Here is a 17,622-nt window from a genome sequence, read left to right on the forward strand (position 1 = left end):
GTTTTTTGTTTTTAAACAATATTTTACGTAAACTTTTTAATCTTTTGAGGGAGCTTTGTTCAGGCGCTCGGCAATACGTGCTTTGTTGAGTGCAATTGCTGCTTCATCCGGCTGCCAGTCGGCACACCAAAGCGCCGGAATATTTTCAATCAGATGCTCGGTGGTGCGGTAGGACGGCTGATATTCACGTCGCAGCATTTCATCAATCAGTGCCTGCTGACGCTTAACCAGAAAACCCAGACGCGGATAGAAAAACCGCACATGACCTTTGCCAAGTGTATAGCTGCGCGGATTGCGCGGATCATCCGGTTTCTCGCCGCGCTCGATAGCGGCACGGGCGAGCGTAAAGATGCGTGGCAGTTCGCGATATTCTGCCACCAGATGCGGGCCGGTTAATTCTTGTGGCGGTATGCAATTGATACGGGTCATCAGGATTGTGCCGTTTGGGTGTAGAGTTTTGCAGCGAGTGCCACCGCGCCGGTCAATGCATCGGCTTGCGGCGTGCGCAGACGTGGCTGATAGCGGACAGACAGACGCGGGCCATAGAGTGCGCCGAGACCACCGATCAGCGACAGAACCGGCTGGTCGTCATGCATTGAGGCATCGAGTGCTGCTTCAATGGTCTCGACCGATTGTTTGAGGATTTTATCAGCCAGCGGATCATTCTGTGCTGCATATTCAAATACCAGCGGAGCAAACTGACCAAAATCATTCGGACGGGCATCATGGGCAAAGCGCACAATGGCATGAGGCTCATTATCAAAATGTTTTAGCAGGGCTGAGCTGAGCGGGGTGCGTTTATAAATACCATCATGAACGAGCAGGGATTCTTCAATCAGTTTCTGGCCGAGGCGGGCGCCCCCGCCAAGATCGCTGACTTTAAAGCCCCAGCCGCCCTTCATCGTAACGCTGTTGTTGCGGCGAGAGATATAGACAGACCCGGTACCGAGAATAACCACCACGCCATCTGCATCGCCGATTGCTCCTTGCAAAGCGATAATGCCGTCAGACACAACGCTGCTGTTGGCAAAGGGTAGGGCTTGTTGCAATTGGGCGGCAACACCGGAGACATTGGCGCCAGCCAGACCAAGACAGGCGGTGATACGGCTATAGCTATGAACCGGCAAATTGGCAGCCAGTAGCGCGGCATCTGTTGCGGACAAAATATTGACAACAGAGGTGTCCATATCGGTCATGATGTTTGCAGGGCCGGCCTGACCTGTACCCAGAACTTTGCCGGAGGTATCTGCGATTGTTGCGCGGCAGCCGGTGCCGCCACCGTCTACGCCAAGAATATAATCCGCCACATTATGCTCCCGATTCTTTATACGTTTGTGATGCAGGTTTTATTGCAGGAAACGCAAATTGCCAATTCAAAGAATATCATCTTTTAAATCGTTTTAATTTGTCCTTACGGTCAATGAATTGCCAGCAAGATGTTTTTTCGAGTCGCAGTGTGCCGGTTAAATTGCAATCGGGGAATTGGTATTCAAGAATGGTCTTTTATGATGATCCATATGGTCGAAAAAAATAGAACCAATATTGCTGTTTGAATAAGACGACTACCAGCGAATGCAACTAATGGTGATAAAATCTTTGCTTTTACTGGACAGCAAACGATATTTACGCATTACTCTATCGGAGGACAGACGGGAGAAGAGGTCTTAAAGGGGAACTGAGACCGGTTGGTTTATTTTCAAATATAGAACCAGTCCGGTTGTGAGGGAACTTCAGAGAATTATTCTTACCGCAATAAGTGGTTCTGTTCACAGGCTGCCGGACATAATTTTCTGTCCTTATGCCTGAATATGAAATCCGAGGCAGATATTGCAACGGTGCAGGTCTAAGAATGACGATCCGGAAAACCGGAGCTTTAAGAACAGAAACAAACACGTTTCATGACGCGCCAAATTGAGCGCGCCGCGGGGAGAGAAAAATGAATTTTAAGAATTTCAGTTCCGCATTGCTGGCATCAAGCGTTCTTGGTGCCTCGGTACTGGGTGCTGTATCTGCCGCTTCGGCTGCAGATGTTGCGCTGACTATTGAAAGCTGGCGTAATGACGATCTGCCAATCTGGCAGGAAAAGCTCATTCCGGCTTTTGAAGCAGCCAATCCGGGCATTAAGATCACCTTCAACCCTTCAACGCCGACTGAATATGATGCGGCGCTGGGTGCGAAGCTTGATGCCGGCACTGCCGGTGACATCATCACCTGCCGTCCGTTCGATAAATCGCTGGCACTGTATGAAAAAGGCCAGCTGTCTTCGCTGAATGATCTCGAAGGCATGAAAAATTTCAGCGATGTGGCGAAATCCGCATGGCAGACCGATGATGGCAAAACTGCATTCTGCGTGCCGGTTGCCTCAGTTATTCACGGCTTCATCTATAACAAAGACGCCTTTGAAAAAGTTGGCGTGAGCGTTCCTAAGACCGAAGAAGAATTCTTCGCCGTTATGGAAAAAATCAAAGCTGATGGCAATTACATTCCGATGGCTATGGGCACCAAGGATCTCTGGGAAGCTGCAACGATGGGCTACCAGAATATCGGCCCGACCTATTGGAAGGGTGAAGAAGGCCGTAAAGCTCTGATCGCCGGTACACAGAAGCTGACCGATGCAGATTGGGTTGGCCCGTTCAAAACCCTTGCAAAATGGAAAGATTATCTCGGCGACGGTTTCGAAGCGCAGACCTATCCGGACAGCCAGAACCTGTTCACACTTGGTCGTGCAGCCGTTTATCCAACCGGCTCATGGGAAATCAGCGTTTTCAACCCGCAGGTTGATTTCAAAATGGGCGCTTTCCCGCCTCCGGTTCGTAAAGACGGCGACACTTGCTATATCTCCGATCACAACGATCTGGGTATCGGCATGAATGCCAAGACCAAAAATCCGGAAGCTGCTGCCAAGTTCCTGAATTGGGTGGCATCGGATGAGTTCGCAACCATTTATGCGAATGCTCTGCCGGGCTTCTTCAGCCTGTCTTCCAATGAAATCAAACTGGAAGACCCGCTGGCAGCGGAAATGGTTGGCTGGCGTAAGGATTGTAAGTCGACAATTCGTTCGACCTACCAGATCCTGTCACGCGGTACACCAAATCTGGAAAATGAAACCTGGATTGAATCCGCCAATGTTATCAATGGCACAGTGACACCTGAACAGGCTGGCGAAAAGCTGCAAAAAGGCCTCGACAGCTGGTACAAGCCTGCGAAGTAACATGAATTGAAGCCATTCGCCGCCTCCTGTGCCGCTGTCTGATGAAGACGTGACACGGGAGCAGGCGGGTGGCTTTTTTATCCAATTGTTTTTGATGCATATTCCGGTGCAATTATTGCTGCTTTGCCGGAAGTGCCCGTTTTGAAAGCGTTAGACCGGTATGGCGCGAAATTCGACAAGCAAACCGCCTTTCCGCTGGCATATTGCGGTATTTCTGGCACCAGCAGTGCTGGTCTATACGGCAATTATGATCCTGCCGCTTTTCGGAACGATGCAATTGTCGCTGTTCCGCGTGGAAAATCAGCAGAGTTTTTTTGTCGGACTGGATAATTTCCGCACTCTGCTCGGCGATGAGCGCTGGTCTACCAGTTTCTGGAATGCGCTGGGCAATAATATGTGGTTCTTTGTCATCCATATGGTGGTGCAGAACCCGATCGGTATTTTGCTTGCTGCACTGCTTAGCCATCCGAAATTGCGTTTTGCCGCTTTCTACCGCTCGGCGATTTTTATTCCGACCATTCTGTCTTTTGTGATTGTCGGTTTCGTCTGGAAGCTGATCTTGTCGCCGCTTTGGGGTGTTGCACCCAATATGCTTGATCTGGTGGGGCTGAAAAGCCTGTTTGCACCATGGCTCGGCCAAAAAGAATATGCTCTGACGACGCTTGGTCTGATCTCTGTCTGGCAGTTTATCGGTATTCCGATGATGCTGATTTATGCTGCATTACTGTCTATTCCTGATGAAATTATTGAGGCTGCCGAATGCGACGGGATTACCGGCGCATCGCAGTTCTGGAAGATCAAGCTGCCGCTGATCCTGCCTTCCATCGGGATTATCTCCATTCTGACCTTTGTCGGCAATTTCAACGCGTTCGATCTGATCTATTCGGCGCAGGGCGCGCTGGCAGGGCCGAATTACTCCACCGATATTCTCGGCACGTTCATGTTCCGCACCTTCTTTGGCTTCCAGCTGCAGGTTGGAGATAAGAATATGGGCGCAACGATTGCCTCACTGATGTTTTTCATCATTCTGATCGGCGTCTGTGTCTATTTGTTCGGCATTCAGCGGCGTCTGCGCCGCTACCAGTTCTGAGGATAATGATATGAGCCGCGCATCCCAATCTCCGGTCCGCAGTATCGCCGCCCATGCGATCCTTATTCTCTATACGCTGATCGCCCTGTTTCCGGTTGTGATCATCATCATCAATTCCTTCAAGACCAAGGCGGCAATCTTTCGTTCGCCTTTGTCCCTGCCAAATTCAGAAACATTCAGTCTGGTCGGCTATCAGACTGTGATGACACAGGGTAATTTCTTTCTCTATTTCCAGAACAGCATGATCGTTACCGTTGTAGCGATTGCGCTGGTGCTGATTTTCGGAGCCATGGCCGCTTTCGCGCTGTCGGAATATCGCTTTCGCGGCAATACGCTGATGGGGCTTTATCTGGCGCTGGGGATTATGATCCCGATCCGTCTTGGCACAGTTTCCATTCTCGAACTGATGGTGGCCAGCGGTCTGGTGAATACGCTGACCTCGCTAATCCTTGTCTATACCGCACAGGGATTGCCACTCGCCATTTTCATCCTGTCTGAATTTATGGGGCAGGTGTCGAAAGACCTCAAAGATGCCGGCCGTATGGATGGTCTGAGCGAATATCGTATTTTCTTCCGCCTTGTGCTACCGCTGATACGTCCGGCAATGGCAACGGTTGCGGTGTTTACGATGATCCCGATCTGGAATGATCTCTGGTTCCCGCTGATCCTTGCGCCGTCTGAGGAAACCAAAACCGTAACACTCGGCGCACAGATGTTTATCGGGCAATATGTAACCAACTGGAATGCGGTGCTGGCCGCGCTGTCGCTGGCAATTCTGCCGGTGCTGATCCTCTATTTCATATTCTCCCGTCAGTTAATTCGCGGCATTACCGCAGGAGCAGTCAAATGAGTAATAATGGGGCAAAAAAGCTGCGTGTGATGGTCGCTGGTCTGGGGAATATGGGGCTGAGCCATGCGCTGGCCTATCATAAAAATCCGGGCTTTGAGATTGTCGGTCTGGTCAATCGCTCAATCGTTAACCTGCCGGAGGAACTGCGCTCTTATCCGCTGATGACATCTTATGAAGAGGCATTGCAGCAGCTTAAGCCTGATCTGGTCTGTGTGGCGACCTATTCGGACAGCCATGCTGACTATGCGATTATGGCAATGGAAGCTGGCAGCGACGTTTTCGTTGAGAAGCCATTGGCGACAACGGTGGCTGATGCCGAACGTGTGGTGGCAAAAGCCAAAGAGACAGGCCGACAGCTGGTGATCGGCTATATTCTGCGCCATCATCCATCCTGGGTGCGTTTGATTGAAGAAGCGCGCAATCTCGGCGGGCCTTATGTTTTCCGTATGAATTTGAACCAGCAGTCCAGCGGCGCTCATTGGCAAACGCATAAGCAGTTGATGAAAACCACGTCACCGATTGTCGATTGCGGTGTGCATTATCTGGATGTGATGTGCCAGATCACCGATGCAAAAGCCGTGGAAGTGCGTGGCATGGGCGTGCGGCTCTCCGATGAAGTTGCGGAAGGCATGTATAATTACGGGCATCTGCAAGTGCTGTTCGCGGATGGTTCGGTTGGCTGGTATGAAGCAGGCTGGGGGCCGATGATGTCGGAAACTGCTTTCTTCGTGAAAGATGTGATCTCGCCGAAGGGCTGCGTTTCCATCGTTATGGAAGAGGGCGCAAGCTCTGCTGACATTAACACCCATACCAAAACATCTGTGATCCGTGTGCATCAGGCTGAAACCGATGCAGAGGGCAAATTCAAAAGACAAGATGAGTTGCTCTCCATGCAGGGTGAACCGGATCATCAGGATTTGTGTGATCGCGAGCAGGCTTTCATGCTGAAGGCGATTACAGAGAATATTGATCTGACCCGCCACATGGATGATGCGATACAGTCTCTGCGTATCTGCCTTGCAGCGGATGAGAGCGTGCGCAGTGGTCTGGCTGTGAAACTATAATATTGCCTGCCTCAATAAATGCATGGCTTTGAAATTACTCTGACGGGAAGACGATTTTGGGAACTCTGAAACTCAATAATATCCGTAAATCATATGGTCAGGTCGATATTATCAAGGGTATCGATCTGGATGTACGAGACGGTGAACTGGTCGTTTTCGTCGGGCCGTCCGGTTGCGGAAAATCTACATTGCTGCGCATCATTGCAGGGCTGGAAGATGCCAATTCCGGTGAGGTGCGTATTGATGATGAGATTGTCAATCAGACGCCGCCTGCCAAGCGCGGCATTGCCATGGTGTTTCAGAGCTATGCGCTCTATCCGCATTTGACTGTTGAGGCCAATATGGGGCTTGGCCTCAAACAGGCCGGTAAACCAACCGCTGAAATTAATGAGCGGGTGAAGCAGGCTTCCGGTATGTTGTCGCTGGAAAGCTATTTGCAGCGCCGTCCTGCGGAGCTTTCGGGTGGTCAGCGTCAGCGCGTGGCTATCGGTCGTGCGCTGGTGCGCGAGCCGAAGCTGTTTCTGTTTGATGAGCCTTTGTCCAACCTTGATGCGGCGTTACGTGTGAATACACGTCTTGAGATCGCCAAACTGCATCGCCAGCTTTCCGCTACCATGATTTATGTAACCCACGATCAGGTGGAAGCGATGACGCTGGCTGACCGGATTGTTGTGCTGAATGCTGGCAAAATCGAGCAGGTCGGCGCACCGATGGATTTGTATAATGCGCCGGATAATGAGTTTGTTGCAGGTTTTATAGGCTCTCCGAAAATGAATTTTTTCGATGCTTCCGCACTGAATGATGGTCAGGCTAAGCGCATCGGTATCCGGCCTGAACATATTACGCTCGATACAAATTCAGGCCAGTGGAAAGGCTCTGTCATTCATGTTGAACAGCTTGGCGCTGATACCAATGTGTATCTCGATACAGAGGCTGCAGGCTTGCTGACCGTGCGTATCTTCGGCCAGTATCGCATTGAAGCCGGCGCTCAGATTTATGCCACACCAGACAGCGGAAAAATTCATCGCTTTGACGGTGAGGGACGGGCGATCCGCTAAGGATTGCGATTCTTAAAACGAAGAGCGGAAGTCGCATAATATTGGCGTAGGTTAATCCGTATCAAATGGGATTGCGGGCAATTATAAGTATCCTCATGGGGTTTGAAGGATGTTTTATATTGTGATCAGCATAAAAACGCGATTTTAAAGATATGAATTTGACCTTATGCCAAAAATTAACCAACATGCCGCCGTATTTGCCGTTATCCTGCGGCACATCTTGAATCAGGAAATTTGAACCATGTTGAAAAAGATTGCCATTGCTGCAACCGTCACTACATTTCTGGCCGGTTGTACAACAGACCCTTACACAGGCGAGCAGAAAATCTCCAATACTGCCGGCGGCGCAGGTATTGGTGCTGCGGTTGGTGCGCTTGGCGGTATGATGGTTGGCGGTTCAAAAAATGCACAGCGTAATGCCGTGCTGATTGGTGCCGGTCTTGGCGCGCTGGGCGGCGGTGCAATCGGTAACTATATGGATCGTCAGGAAAGTGAACTGCGCTCGCAGCTGCAGGGCACCGGCGTATCGGTTACCCGTAATGGCGACCGTATTATCCTGAATATGCCTTCCAGCATTACATTCAACACCGATCAGGATGTTGTAATGCCGCAATTCTACTCGACTCTGACCTCAGTGGCGATCGTTCTGCGTAAGTTCGACAAGACTCTGGTTGATATTAAAGGTCACACAGATTCGACCGGTTCAGCTTCGCATAACCAGCAGCTGTCGCAGCGTCGTGCCGCTTCTGTCGGTAACTACCTGAGCGGTCAGGGCATTGATGGTCGTCGTTTTGCGATCATGGGCTTTGGTGCTACCCAGCCGGTTGCATCCAATGCAACGCCGGATGGCCGCGCACAGAACCGTCGCGTGGAAATCGAAATCTCCCCGCTTAAAGGCGTATAAGCGCTTTAAAAACGCTTTGTATAATGACCGCTTCGGCTTTGCCGGAGCGGTTTTTTATTACGTGGCGATGATCCGTATGGCAGGTGCTGTTCGTGACTCTGGTCGAATCGACTTTTCATAAAATTCGTTCCCGTCTTGTTTTAATTTGAAATATCTTTTTTAGTGCTGCATTATTTATAATTTAGAACAACAGAAGAACAAAATATAATTTCATAGCGATATCAATCCATTAACCTACTTGCGAAGTGAGAACAAATAGGATACATATTATTCATAAAGTTTCAATCTGCGGACTTCAAGTGACGCAAAGGGATAGTTAAAATGTCTCAGAATTCATTACGACTTGTTGAGGATAAATCAGTGGACAAATCAAAGGCTCTGGACGCGGCACTGTCACAGATTGAGCGCTCATTCGGTAAGGGCTCAATCATGCGCCTTGGCCAGAATGACAAGGTAGTGGAAATTGAAACTGTTTCGACCGGTTCACTGTCTCTGGATATTGCGCTTGGTGTCGGCGGTTTGCCAAAAGGACGTATTGTTGAAATCTACGGGCCTGAAAGCTCGGGTAAAACAACAATGGCGCTGCATACAATTGCAGAAGCACAGAAAAAAGGCGGTATTTGCGCATTCGTTGATGCGGAACATGCGCTTGATCCTGTCTATGCCCGCAAGCTCGGCGTTGATCTGGAAAATCTGCTGATCTCGCAGCCGGATACCGGTGAGCAGGCGCTGGAAATTACTGATACACTGGTGCGTTCCGGTGCGATTGATGTTCTGGTTGTTGACTCCGTTGCAGCTTTGACACCACGTGCGGAAATTGAAGGCGAGATGGGCGACTCTCTCCCGGGTCTTCAGGCACGTCTGATGAGTCAGGCACTGCGTAAGCTGACGGCTTCGATTTCCAAATCGAATACGATGGTTATTTTCATCAACCAAATTCGTATGAAAATCGGTGTGATGTTTGGTTCGCCTGAAACCACGACCGGCGGTAATGCGCTGAAATTCTATGCTTCTGTGCGTTTGGATATCCGTCGTATCGGTGCGATCAAGGAGCGTGATGAAGTCGTGGGCAATCAGACCCGCATCAAGGTTGTTAAAAACAAACTTGCTCCTCCGTTCAAGCAGGTTGAGTTCGACATTATGTATGGTCAGGGCGTATCCAAGACCGGTGAACTGGTTGATCTTGGCGTTAAGGCAGGTATTGTTGAGAAATCGGGTTCATGGTTCTCGTATAACTCACAGCGCCTCGGTCAGGGTCGCGATAATGCGAAAAACTTCCTGAAAGAAAATCCGGAAGTTGCAAATGAGATTGAACTGACCTTGCGCCAGAATGCCGGTCTGATCGCTGAGCAGATGCTCGATAATGGCGGCGACGAAGATGATGCGCAGGATGCTGCTGAAGCGTAAGCTGACGGATAGAGCGCCGTGCGCCCTTTTGGGTGCTACACAAGGTCGCTCTAGCACTTTATATTTACAGCATAATTTTACCTTGAACTGATTCAAGTTTAAGGAATTATGCTGTAGCATATTGATTAAATTTCATGCCCCGCATTGCATACCGTGATGCGGGGCATTTTGTTGCTACGGCACTTCAATTTGTGCTGATATCTGGACAGTCCATCATCATCTGTTTAAAAGCAGGGCAGTTGCAATGGTGACTGCTATTCTCTGTCTGTGAGGTTGCGCTTTGGTGAGACCTGACGGGTGGTTGTGCAGATTGAAGCCACTGCTTATTTAAGATGTTAAAGGTCGTATGATTACGACTTAAAATCGGGCAGAACCCAAAGGTGAACAATGAGCGGCGTTAACGAGATCAGGTCAACATTCCTCGATTATTTTCGTAAGAATGGCCATGAGGCGGTGGCGTCGAGTCCGCTTGTTCCACGTAATGACCCGACTTTGATGTTCACCAATGCCGGTATGGTGCAGTTCAAAAACGTTTTTACGGGTCTTGAAACACGACCTTACAGCCGTGCTGCGTCTGCCCAGAAATGCGTTCGCGCTGGCGGTAAGCATAACGATCTGGATAATGTCGGCTATACAGCACGTCATCATACTTTCTTTGAAATGCTGGGGAATTTCTCTTTCGGTGATTATTTCAAGGAAGAGGCGATTACATTTGCATGGAATTTGCTGACCAAGGAATTTGGTCTGAACAAAGACAAGTTGCTTGTCACTGTTTATCACACTGACGAAGATGCTGCGAATTACTGGAAAAAGATTGCAGGTCTCTCGGATGATCGGATCATTCGCATTGCGACCAATGATAATTTCTGGTCGATGGGTGATACCGGTCCTTGCGGTCCTTGCTCTGAAATTTTCTTTGACCACGGCGATCATATCTGGGGAGGCCCTCCGGGATCAGCCGATGAGGACGGTGATCGTTTTATCGAGATCTGGAATCTCGTTTTCATGCAGTTTGAACAGATCAGCAAAGAAGAGCGCATTGATCTGCCGCGTCCGTCGATTGATACGGGCATGGGGCTGGAGCGTATCGCTGCTGTCTTGCAAGGCGTGCATGATAATTATGACATTGATCTGTTTAAAGCACTGATCCGCGCTTCGGAAGAAGCAACCGGCGTTAAAGCCGAGGGCGGTCAGCGTGCCAGCCATCGCGTGATTGCCGATCATCTGCGTTCTGCCAGCTTCCTGATTGCTGATGGCGTTTTGCCGTCGAATGAAGGTCGTGGTTACGTACTACGCCGCATTATGCGTCGTGCCATGCGTCATGCACAGTTGCTTGGTTCCCGCGATCCGTTGATGTATCGTCTGCTGCCAACATTGATCCGTGAAATGGGGCAGGCTTATCCTGAACTGGTGCGTGCTGAGGCATTGATTTCAGAAACTCTGAAGCTCGAAGAAACCCGCTTCCGCAAAACACTGGAACGCGGCCTTGGTCTGCTGAGCGATGCAACAGAAAATATGAGCGAAGGTCAGAGCCTTGATGGCGAGACTGCGTTCAAACTTTATGACACCTATGGTTTCCCGCTCGACCTGACACAGGATGCTTTGCGTCAGCGCGGCATCACTGTTGATACAGATGGTTTCAGTGCGGCTATGGAGCGTCAGAAAGCTGAAGCGCGCGCTAACTGGTCAGGCTCTGGCGATGCTGCGACTGAGCGCGTTTGGTTCACTGTTCGTGATAAGGTCGGCGCTACGGAGTTCCTCGGTTATGATACTGAGAAGGCTGAGGGCGTTGTTACTGCTCTGGTGCGTGATGGTCAGATCATTGATAAAGCTGAACAGGGTGAAACTGTCAGCATTATCGTGAACCAGACCCCATTCTATGCAGAATCCGGTGGTCAGCAAGGCGATGCCGGTTTCATTTATGGCGATGGCTTCGTAATTGAAGTGACCGACACGGTGAAGAAGGCTGATGGTGTGTTTGTCCATCAGGCTATGATCCGTGAAGGCAAGCTCGCAACTGGTGATGCAGTTGAGCTGGTGGTTGCACATGATCGCCGCACACGTATGCGTTCCAACCATTCGGCAACCCATCTTCTGCATGAAGCGCTGCGCGAAACGCTCGGTGATCATGTGGCACAAAAGGGCTCGCTTGTTGCGCCGGAACGTCTGCGTTTCGACTTCTCGCATCCAAAGCCGATCAGCGAAGAAGAATTGCGCAAGGTTGAAAATATTGCCAATGAGATCATTTTGCAGAATTCTCCGGTTGTTACCCGCCTGATGGCAGTTGACGATGCGATTGAAGCCGGTGCTATGGCGCTGTTCGGCGAAAAATATGGTGATGAAGTACGCGTAGTTTCCATGGGAACGGCGACACAGGGCGATAAAGCCGGAAAAACGTATTCTCTTGAGCTTTGCGGCGGTACGCATGTTCGCCAAACCGGTGATATTGGTCTGGTGCGCATTGTCTCGGAAGGTGCAGTTGCTGCCGGTGTTCGCCGTATGGAAGCACTGACGGGTGAGGCAGCTCGTCTTTATCTCGAAGAGCAGGATGAGCGCGTTAAAGCGATTGCATCTGCACTGAAGACAACGCCGTCTGAGGCTCTGGAGCGTGTGAACACGCTGATTGATGAGCGTCGCAAGCTTGAAAAAGAACTGACCGAAGCCCGTAAAAAACTGGCTCTGAGCGGCGGTTCATCCAAGGGTGATAGTGAAGCGAAGACCATTAATGGTGTTCAGTTCATGGGACGCAGCGTGACCGGTGTTGCACCGAAAGATCTGAAGCCGCTGGCTGATGAAGGTAAAAAAGCACTGGGTTCTGGCATCGTGGCCTTTATCGGTGTGAGTGAAGACGGCAAGGCCAGCGCGGTGGTTGCTGTTACCGATGATCTGACTTCACGTTTCAGCGCCGTTGATCTGGTACGTGTTGCGTCAAGCGCACTTGGCGGTCAGGGCGGTGGCGGTCGTGCTGATATGGCACAGGCTGGTGGCCCCGATGGTTCTAAGGCTGATGAAGCTTTGGAAGCTCTTGCAAAAGCAATTGCAGGCTAAGCCTTGAACGAGCTTTGATAGTTTAAGCCGCCGGAGAGATCCGGCGGCTTTTTATTTATAAAAGAGTTTAAAACGCCTGAGGCGGCATGTGTCGCAAAGAATACAGCTTGAAATAAAGGGTGGAGATGATGAGCAAGACAATTCTGATTACTGGTGCCAGCCGTGGTATTGGTCGGGCAGCTGCAAATTTATGCGGTGAACGCGGCTGGTCTGTTGGTGTCAATTATGTTGGCGATCGTGAGGCTGCTGAACAAACCGCCAAGGATGTTCGCAAAGCAGGTGGTAAGGCGATTATCGTGCAGGGCGACGCTGCAGTTGAAACTGATGTCATTGCCATGTTCAATGAGACAGAGAAGCAACTTGGGCAACTGGACGGCATTGTCGTCAATGCAGGTATTGTTGCGCCATCGCTACAACTTGCTGATATGAGCGCAGAGCGGTTGCAGCGTATGTTTGATGTTAATGTGCTGGGCGCTTATCTCTGTGCGCGGGAGGGCGCGCGCCGCCTCCCGATTGATCGTGGCGGCAAGGGTGGTTCTATTGTACTGGTATCGTCCGTGGCGTCACGGATCGGCTCGCCGTTTGAATATATTGATTATGCAGGATCAAAGGCTGCTGTTGACACGCTGGCACTTGGACTATCCAAGGAGCTTGGTGCGCAAAAGGTTCGTGTTAATGCTGTGCGTCCGGGACTGGTGAATACAGATATTCATGCCAGTGGTGGGCAGCCGGGGCGGGCTCAAAGACTGGGTGTAAATACGCCTTTTGGAAGGCCGGGTGAGGCAACTGAGATTGCAGAAGCAATTGTATGGCTGCTCAGCGATGCTTCGTCTTATACGTCCGGTGCGCTGCTTGATGTTTCCGGCGGACGTTAGACTGGTTGGAGTGCGCACAATATTTTCTGATACAGGCTGTTGTCAGCCATAACTAAAAAAGGGTGCAGCGAATATTCGCGCACCCTTTTTTACCTGTGCTTATTTGCTTTGAATGAAATCCGGCAGATTGAGCAGTAGTTTCTTTAATTCCGGTTCATCCACGCGTATAGCCGCTTCCGCGGGGCTAACCCATTCGCTGATACGCTGGCCGCGTTCCGGCCAATTTTTCGCCATGCGGTCAAACTCAACGGCATAGACATTGACCGTAAAACTGGGAATGGCCTCCACAGGCAGATCATATTTCATATAATCGAATTGGCCGATCGGATCAGGATTAACTGTGCCGCGAATACCAGATTCTTCAAAAGCCTCCCGCAGAGCCATGTCATGCAGGGTTTTTCCGGCTTTTGGCCAGCCTTTCGGGGTAATCCAGCGACCTGTGCCGCGACTGGTAATGAGTAGTATCTCAGGTGAGGGGCCCGGTTTTCGATAAACGAGTGCCGCAACCTGCAGAAGACGTCCTGCAGCTGTTAAAATTCGTTTATCTGTGGCGACGATACCGCTTCCCTGTATATTCACTGAATCTACTTACCTTATTATGTATTTTGTTGGCCGCCTTTGAATAGCAGCAGTTATTTTATATAATTTTTTTAAGCTACGCTTTAATATGCAGCCTATAGACCTCATCAATATGGTTTTAGATTGACTGAGGTGTGTTTGATTTATGCTTTGCAGCATTTTTTTGTTTTTATTCTATTGTTTATTTCTTAATCACATAGGTCCGCCCATTCCGGTGCATATGAGAATTAAGAACATTACTGAAGCCAAATCAGGCAGCTTCATAGTCTGATGCGGATAGGAGCGCACTGCACCTGCCGGTTTTGTCAGTTGCATCCATCCGGTATGTGTTGCTGCCAAAGGATTTTAAACCAATGGCAGCAGAATTCTTTACAGCATAAAGTGTTAGAGCGACCTTTGTGCGCCCAGCAGGGCGCACGGCGCTCTAGCCGCGATGGCTTTTGTTGATCGGCTCCTGATAGGTGAAGCCCATATCCCAAGGGAAATAAATCCATGTATCCTGCGAAACTTCTGTAACAAAAGTATCAACCAGCGGACGACCCTGCGGTTTTGCATAGACGGTCGCGAAATGTGCTTTTGGCATCATATTGCGAACGATCTGTGCGGTTTTGCCTGTGTCGGTAAGATCGTCGATCACAAGAACGCCTTCGCCGCCATTGACCAGCAGTTTTTCACCGATGTCTTTAATAACGCGCAATTCGCCCTGTTCGCTGTAGTCGTGATAAGAAGCGATGCAGACGGTTTCAATCATGCGGATGCCAAGTTCACGGCAGATAATCGCAGCCGGCACCAGTCCGCCACGGGTAATGGCAACGATTGCGTGCCATTCTTTGCCTTGACCGGCAATGCGCCATGCGAGTGCGCGGGCATCGCGATGAAATTGGTCCCAGGAAACCGGGAAAGCTTTATCAGGCAAGGACATCGAAATGCTCCGTTTAGACTATTCTGACAGTTCCGCATGTTTCAGGTGAAAGCAGCGGCCATTCTGTGCTGTTGTTTCGTTTTGGTGTTTTTCAAACCATCGAGCGATCTGAAAACGGGTAATGTATCCGCGGATAACCGCTAACTTCAAATCTGTCCCAGGACAAGATTTGTGTAGGCAGGCTAACGAGGACAGATACAGCATAATTCCTTAAACTTGAATCAGTTTAAGGTGAAATTATGCTGTAAATATAAAGTTCTAGAGCGACCTTTATGCGCCCAAGAGGGCGCATGGCGCTCTAGCCTTAAATCGGGCAACACATTAGAAATTGCCCGTTTCAGGTGATTTACCGTGATAAACGAAAAAATACTTTTTTGGCAATATTAACTTTGTCACATCGGCAGATAAATCTGCTGATGTGAGTATTTTCATTTAGCTTCGTTTGTTTTCGTTTTGTGTGCAGGATATAGGCTCAGGCCATACCACATGCAAGTTATCAACGCGAAAACAGTGTCAGACAAGGCATATTGGCGAGAAATGAGCGGGTTACACCGCCAAATATCAATTCTTTCAAGCGCGACTGGCTATAGGCGCCCATAATCAGCACATCAATATTATTGGCCTCAACATATTGGCGCAAACGATCCTGAACGGTCAGCCCTTCAGACGGAATAAGATCAATACTGGCGGCAATGTCATGGCGCTGATAGGCCTGCTGTAAGCGCAGTGCGATTTCCGGCGCTTCACGAGGTGCATTCGGATCGCGCGTTGGGGCAGGGATAACCGTTGTCGCGGCTTCCTCACTCTCCGGTTTGGGTGCGTTTATCCAGACAATACGCACAGTTGCGCAATTGCGTGCCAGAGGCAGGGCATCGAAGGCCGCACTGGATGCTTCATACTTACCGTTAAAGGCGATAACGAGCTGGCGAATACTGCGTGGCGGGTGGAAATTATAGGGCACAATCAGTGCTGGTGTTTTGGTGTTGTAAACGAGTTGATCCAGCGGTGTAATCTGCGTTTCCGGATCATCAGGATCAGCCTGACCGGCGAGGATCAGATCTGCTGCCATACCAAATTCATTGACCGTCTGGCTGGCATTGTCATATTCAGAACGGACAATCAGAAACTCTGAGGTTGTGGAGTAATTGGAGATTTGTTGCTGAAACAAGAGCGCAACATCCTCAGCATTTTTCTGATGATGTTTGAGATGCCCCTCATAAAAACTGGCATCTATAAAGCCGCTGGCATCAGAATAAATAACCGGGGTGGGAATAACATAAAGACCGGTGACATGCATTGGTTCTCCGTCCTTGGCGAGAAGCGCAAGGGCTTTGAACATTCGCTGCAATTCTTGTGTGCTGCGGATATAGGCGATGACGGTACGATAGGACATGGATAACACTCCGTATTCGTTACGCGTGATAGCTGCGCAATTTCAGTTCAGTTTTTTATCTCTGTCGATCCCCTGTAGGCGATCCTGCAAAAGACAGGGGATCAGTCATAAATCAAGCATTTCACTTTCAAGTTGAATACTTGAATGGCATGATAATGCGACCACTCAAGAATTCCGTTTTCTAAAAGTCTGTATTGAAGCGATTATAGCGTATTTTATGCTGGCTATAAACGCAAATAGCTGCATTTATTGCTGAATATCTGCCAGCATTTTCTCAATAGCAGCGGCTGCAGCGCCCAGTTTTTTCTCATCCCTTGCTCGCACGACCAACTCGGTTGAGAATTTGCCTTCTTCAAATTTAGGGTACGAGCCGATCACTGTATCTGGATGGGCATCCTGCACCTCGCGCAGAGGGATGCCGATAACACCTTCACCAAACGGGCAAAAAATAGTACGCGAGTGATAGCGACTGCCGGTGCGCAAAGTCGGCAGGATATTTTCGACCATAGCCTGAAAAACAGAAGGCACACCGGCCATGACATAGACATTGCCGATGATGAAGCCAGGTGCCACCGAGACGGGATTGTCGATGTGCTGCGCGCCTTGAGGCATACGCGCCATACGCTGGCGTGATGGCGTAAATTCTGTGTCTCTTGATTTATAATGGGCGGCCAGCAATGCCATTGCTTTATCATCATAGATGCATGGCAGATCGAAAGCTGCTGATACGGCATCAGCTGTAATGTCATCATGGGTAGGGCCGATGCCGCCGGACGTAAACAGATAGTCATAGCTTTCACTCAGCTCTTTAACGGCTTTAACAATTGCCGGCTGCTCGTCAGCAACAATGCGAACTTCAGTCAGATCAATGCCTGCTTCATAAAGCCGGTCTGCCATATGGCCGATATTCTTGTCTTTGGTGCGGCCGGAGAGCAATTCATCACCGATTGCCAGCATTGCGGCGCGTATAATTACGGGCTGTGTATTTGTCATGGGAGACTCCATTTATAGAGTGACCATGAACGGACAGGGCCGGTATCGTCAAGTGATGCTGTGTTCAACCATTATTGTGAGGACGGGAGATTGTCCTGAATCCTGAACAGTGCGTCCTGCATCCTGTGACTGGTCTATTTAAATTTCTGTATTAAATATTGAGTATAGATTGAATTGCATTTGTACGGCTTGGTGCCGTGAAACGAATGCCCGACACACAAAACGGAG

The 17,622-nt window shown here is 49.7% G+C and carries 15 protein-coding genes; 9 read left to right on the plus strand and 6 right to left on the minus strand.

Features of this window, described 5'->3' with window-relative positions:
* Positions 1–36: 36 nt before the first annotated feature.
* Together QUF18_RS12270 and QUF18_RS12275 are read right to left on the minus strand one after the other, a co-directional pair.
* A complete protein-coding gene (locus QUF18_RS12270) occupies positions 37–429 on the minus strand; it encodes a pyrimidine dimer DNA glycosylase/endonuclease V (protein WP_289387395.1) in 393 nt (130 codons plus the stop codon).
* A complete protein-coding gene (locus QUF18_RS12275; RefSeq protein ID WP_289387396.1) occupies positions 429–1,307 on the minus strand; it encodes a glucosamine kinase nucleotide-binding domain-containing protein in 879 nt (292 codons plus the stop codon). The genes QUF18_RS12270 and QUF18_RS12275 overlap by 1 nt, the downstream gene beginning before the upstream one ends.
* Before the next feature lie 629 nt (positions 1,308–1,936).
* On the opposite strand from QUF18_RS12275, the gene QUF18_RS12280 reads away from it, so the two are divergent.
* The 9 genes from QUF18_RS12280 to QUF18_RS12320 all read left to right on the plus strand — a co-directional run bounded on the left by QUF18_RS12280 (position 1,937) and on the right by QUF18_RS12320 (position 13,507).
* Positions 1,937–3,211, plus strand: coding sequence for an ABC transporter substrate-binding protein (locus QUF18_RS12280; protein ID WP_289387397.1), 1,275 nt, complete (start codon positions 1,937–1,939; stop codon positions 3,209–3,211).
* Positions 3,212–3,371: 160 nt separating this feature from the next.
* Positions 3,372–4,301, plus strand: a complete 930-nt coding sequence (locus tag QUF18_RS12285) for a carbohydrate ABC transporter permease (RefSeq protein ID WP_289387398.1) — start codon at positions 3,372–3,374, stop codon at positions 4,299–4,301.
* 10 nt (positions 4,302–4,311) lie between these two features.
* The gene (locus QUF18_RS12290; protein ID WP_289387399.1) at positions 4,312–5,151 is read left to right on the plus strand and encodes a carbohydrate ABC transporter permease; all 840 of its coding nucleotides are present in this window, start codon (positions 4,312–4,314) and stop codon (positions 5,149–5,151) included.
* Entirely contained in the window at positions 5,148–6,215 is a 1,068-nt protein-coding gene (locus tag QUF18_RS12295; protein ID WP_289387400.1) for a Gfo/Idh/MocA family protein, read from the plus strand. Before QUF18_RS12290 ends, QUF18_RS12295 begins: the two co-directional genes overlap by 4 nt.
* Before the next feature lie 56 nt (positions 6,216–6,271).
* A complete protein-coding gene (locus tag QUF18_RS12300; RefSeq protein ID WP_289387402.1) occupies positions 6,272–7,273 on the plus strand; it encodes an ABC transporter ATP-binding protein in 1,002 nt (333 codons plus the stop codon).
* A 241-nt stretch (positions 7,274–7,514) separates the two neighbouring features.
* Positions 7,515–8,177 carry a YiaD family glycine zipper/OmpA-like lipoprotein gene (locus tag QUF18_RS12305; protein ID WP_289387404.1) on the plus strand — a complete coding sequence of 221 codons (663 nt, stop codon included), beginning with the start codon at positions 7,515–7,517 and terminating at the stop codon, positions 8,175–8,177.
* A gap of 321 nt (positions 8,178–8,498) precedes the next feature.
* Positions 8,499–9,584 (plus strand): recombinase RecA, encoded by a 1,086-nt coding sequence (recA, locus tag QUF18_RS12310; RefSeq protein WP_289387406.1) that lies wholly within the window; start codon positions 8,499–8,501, stop codon positions 9,582–9,584.
* Between the two features lie 387 nt (positions 9,585–9,971).
* Positions 9,972–12,632, plus strand: coding sequence for an alanine--tRNA ligase (gene alaS / locus QUF18_RS12315; protein WP_289387408.1), 2,661 nt, complete (start codon positions 9,972–9,974; stop codon positions 12,630–12,632).
* A gap of 128 nt (positions 12,633–12,760) precedes the next feature.
* Entirely contained in the window at positions 12,761–13,507 is a 747-nt protein-coding gene (locus QUF18_RS12320) for an SDR family oxidoreductase (RefSeq protein WP_289387545.1), read from the plus strand.
* A 99-nt stretch (positions 13,508–13,606) separates the two neighbouring features.
* Here QUF18_RS12320 and QUF18_RS12325 read toward each other — a convergent pair whose 3' ends face one another.
* The 4 genes from QUF18_RS12325 to QUF18_RS12340 all read right to left on the minus strand — a co-directional run bounded on the left by QUF18_RS12325 (position 13,607) and on the right by QUF18_RS12340 (position 17,394).
* Positions 13,607–14,086 carry an NUDIX hydrolase gene (locus tag QUF18_RS12325; RefSeq protein ID WP_289387411.1) on the minus strand — a complete coding sequence of 160 codons (480 nt, stop codon included), beginning with the start codon at positions 14,084–14,086 and terminating at the stop codon, positions 13,607–13,609.
* Positions 14,087–14,510: 424 nt separating this feature from the next.
* Entirely contained in the window at positions 14,511–15,008 is a 498-nt protein-coding gene (gpt, locus tag QUF18_RS12330) for a xanthine phosphoribosyltransferase (RefSeq protein ID WP_289387414.1), read from the minus strand.
* 496 nt (positions 15,009–15,504) lie between these two features.
* Entirely contained in the window at positions 15,505–16,401 is an 897-nt protein-coding gene (locus QUF18_RS12335; RefSeq protein WP_289387416.1) for a universal stress protein, read from the minus strand.
* Positions 16,402–16,647: 246 nt separating this feature from the next.
* A complete protein-coding gene (locus QUF18_RS12340) occupies positions 16,648–17,394 on the minus strand; it encodes a competence/damage-inducible protein A (RefSeq protein ID WP_289387419.1) in 747 nt (248 codons plus the stop codon).
* Positions 17,395–17,622 lie beyond the last annotated feature (228 nt).

This window comes from Pseudochrobactrum kiredjianiae, from assembly GCF_030362795.1.
Lineage (GTDB): Bacteria > Pseudomonadota > Alphaproteobacteria > Rhizobiales > Rhizobiaceae > Pseudochrobactrum > Pseudochrobactrum kiredjianiae.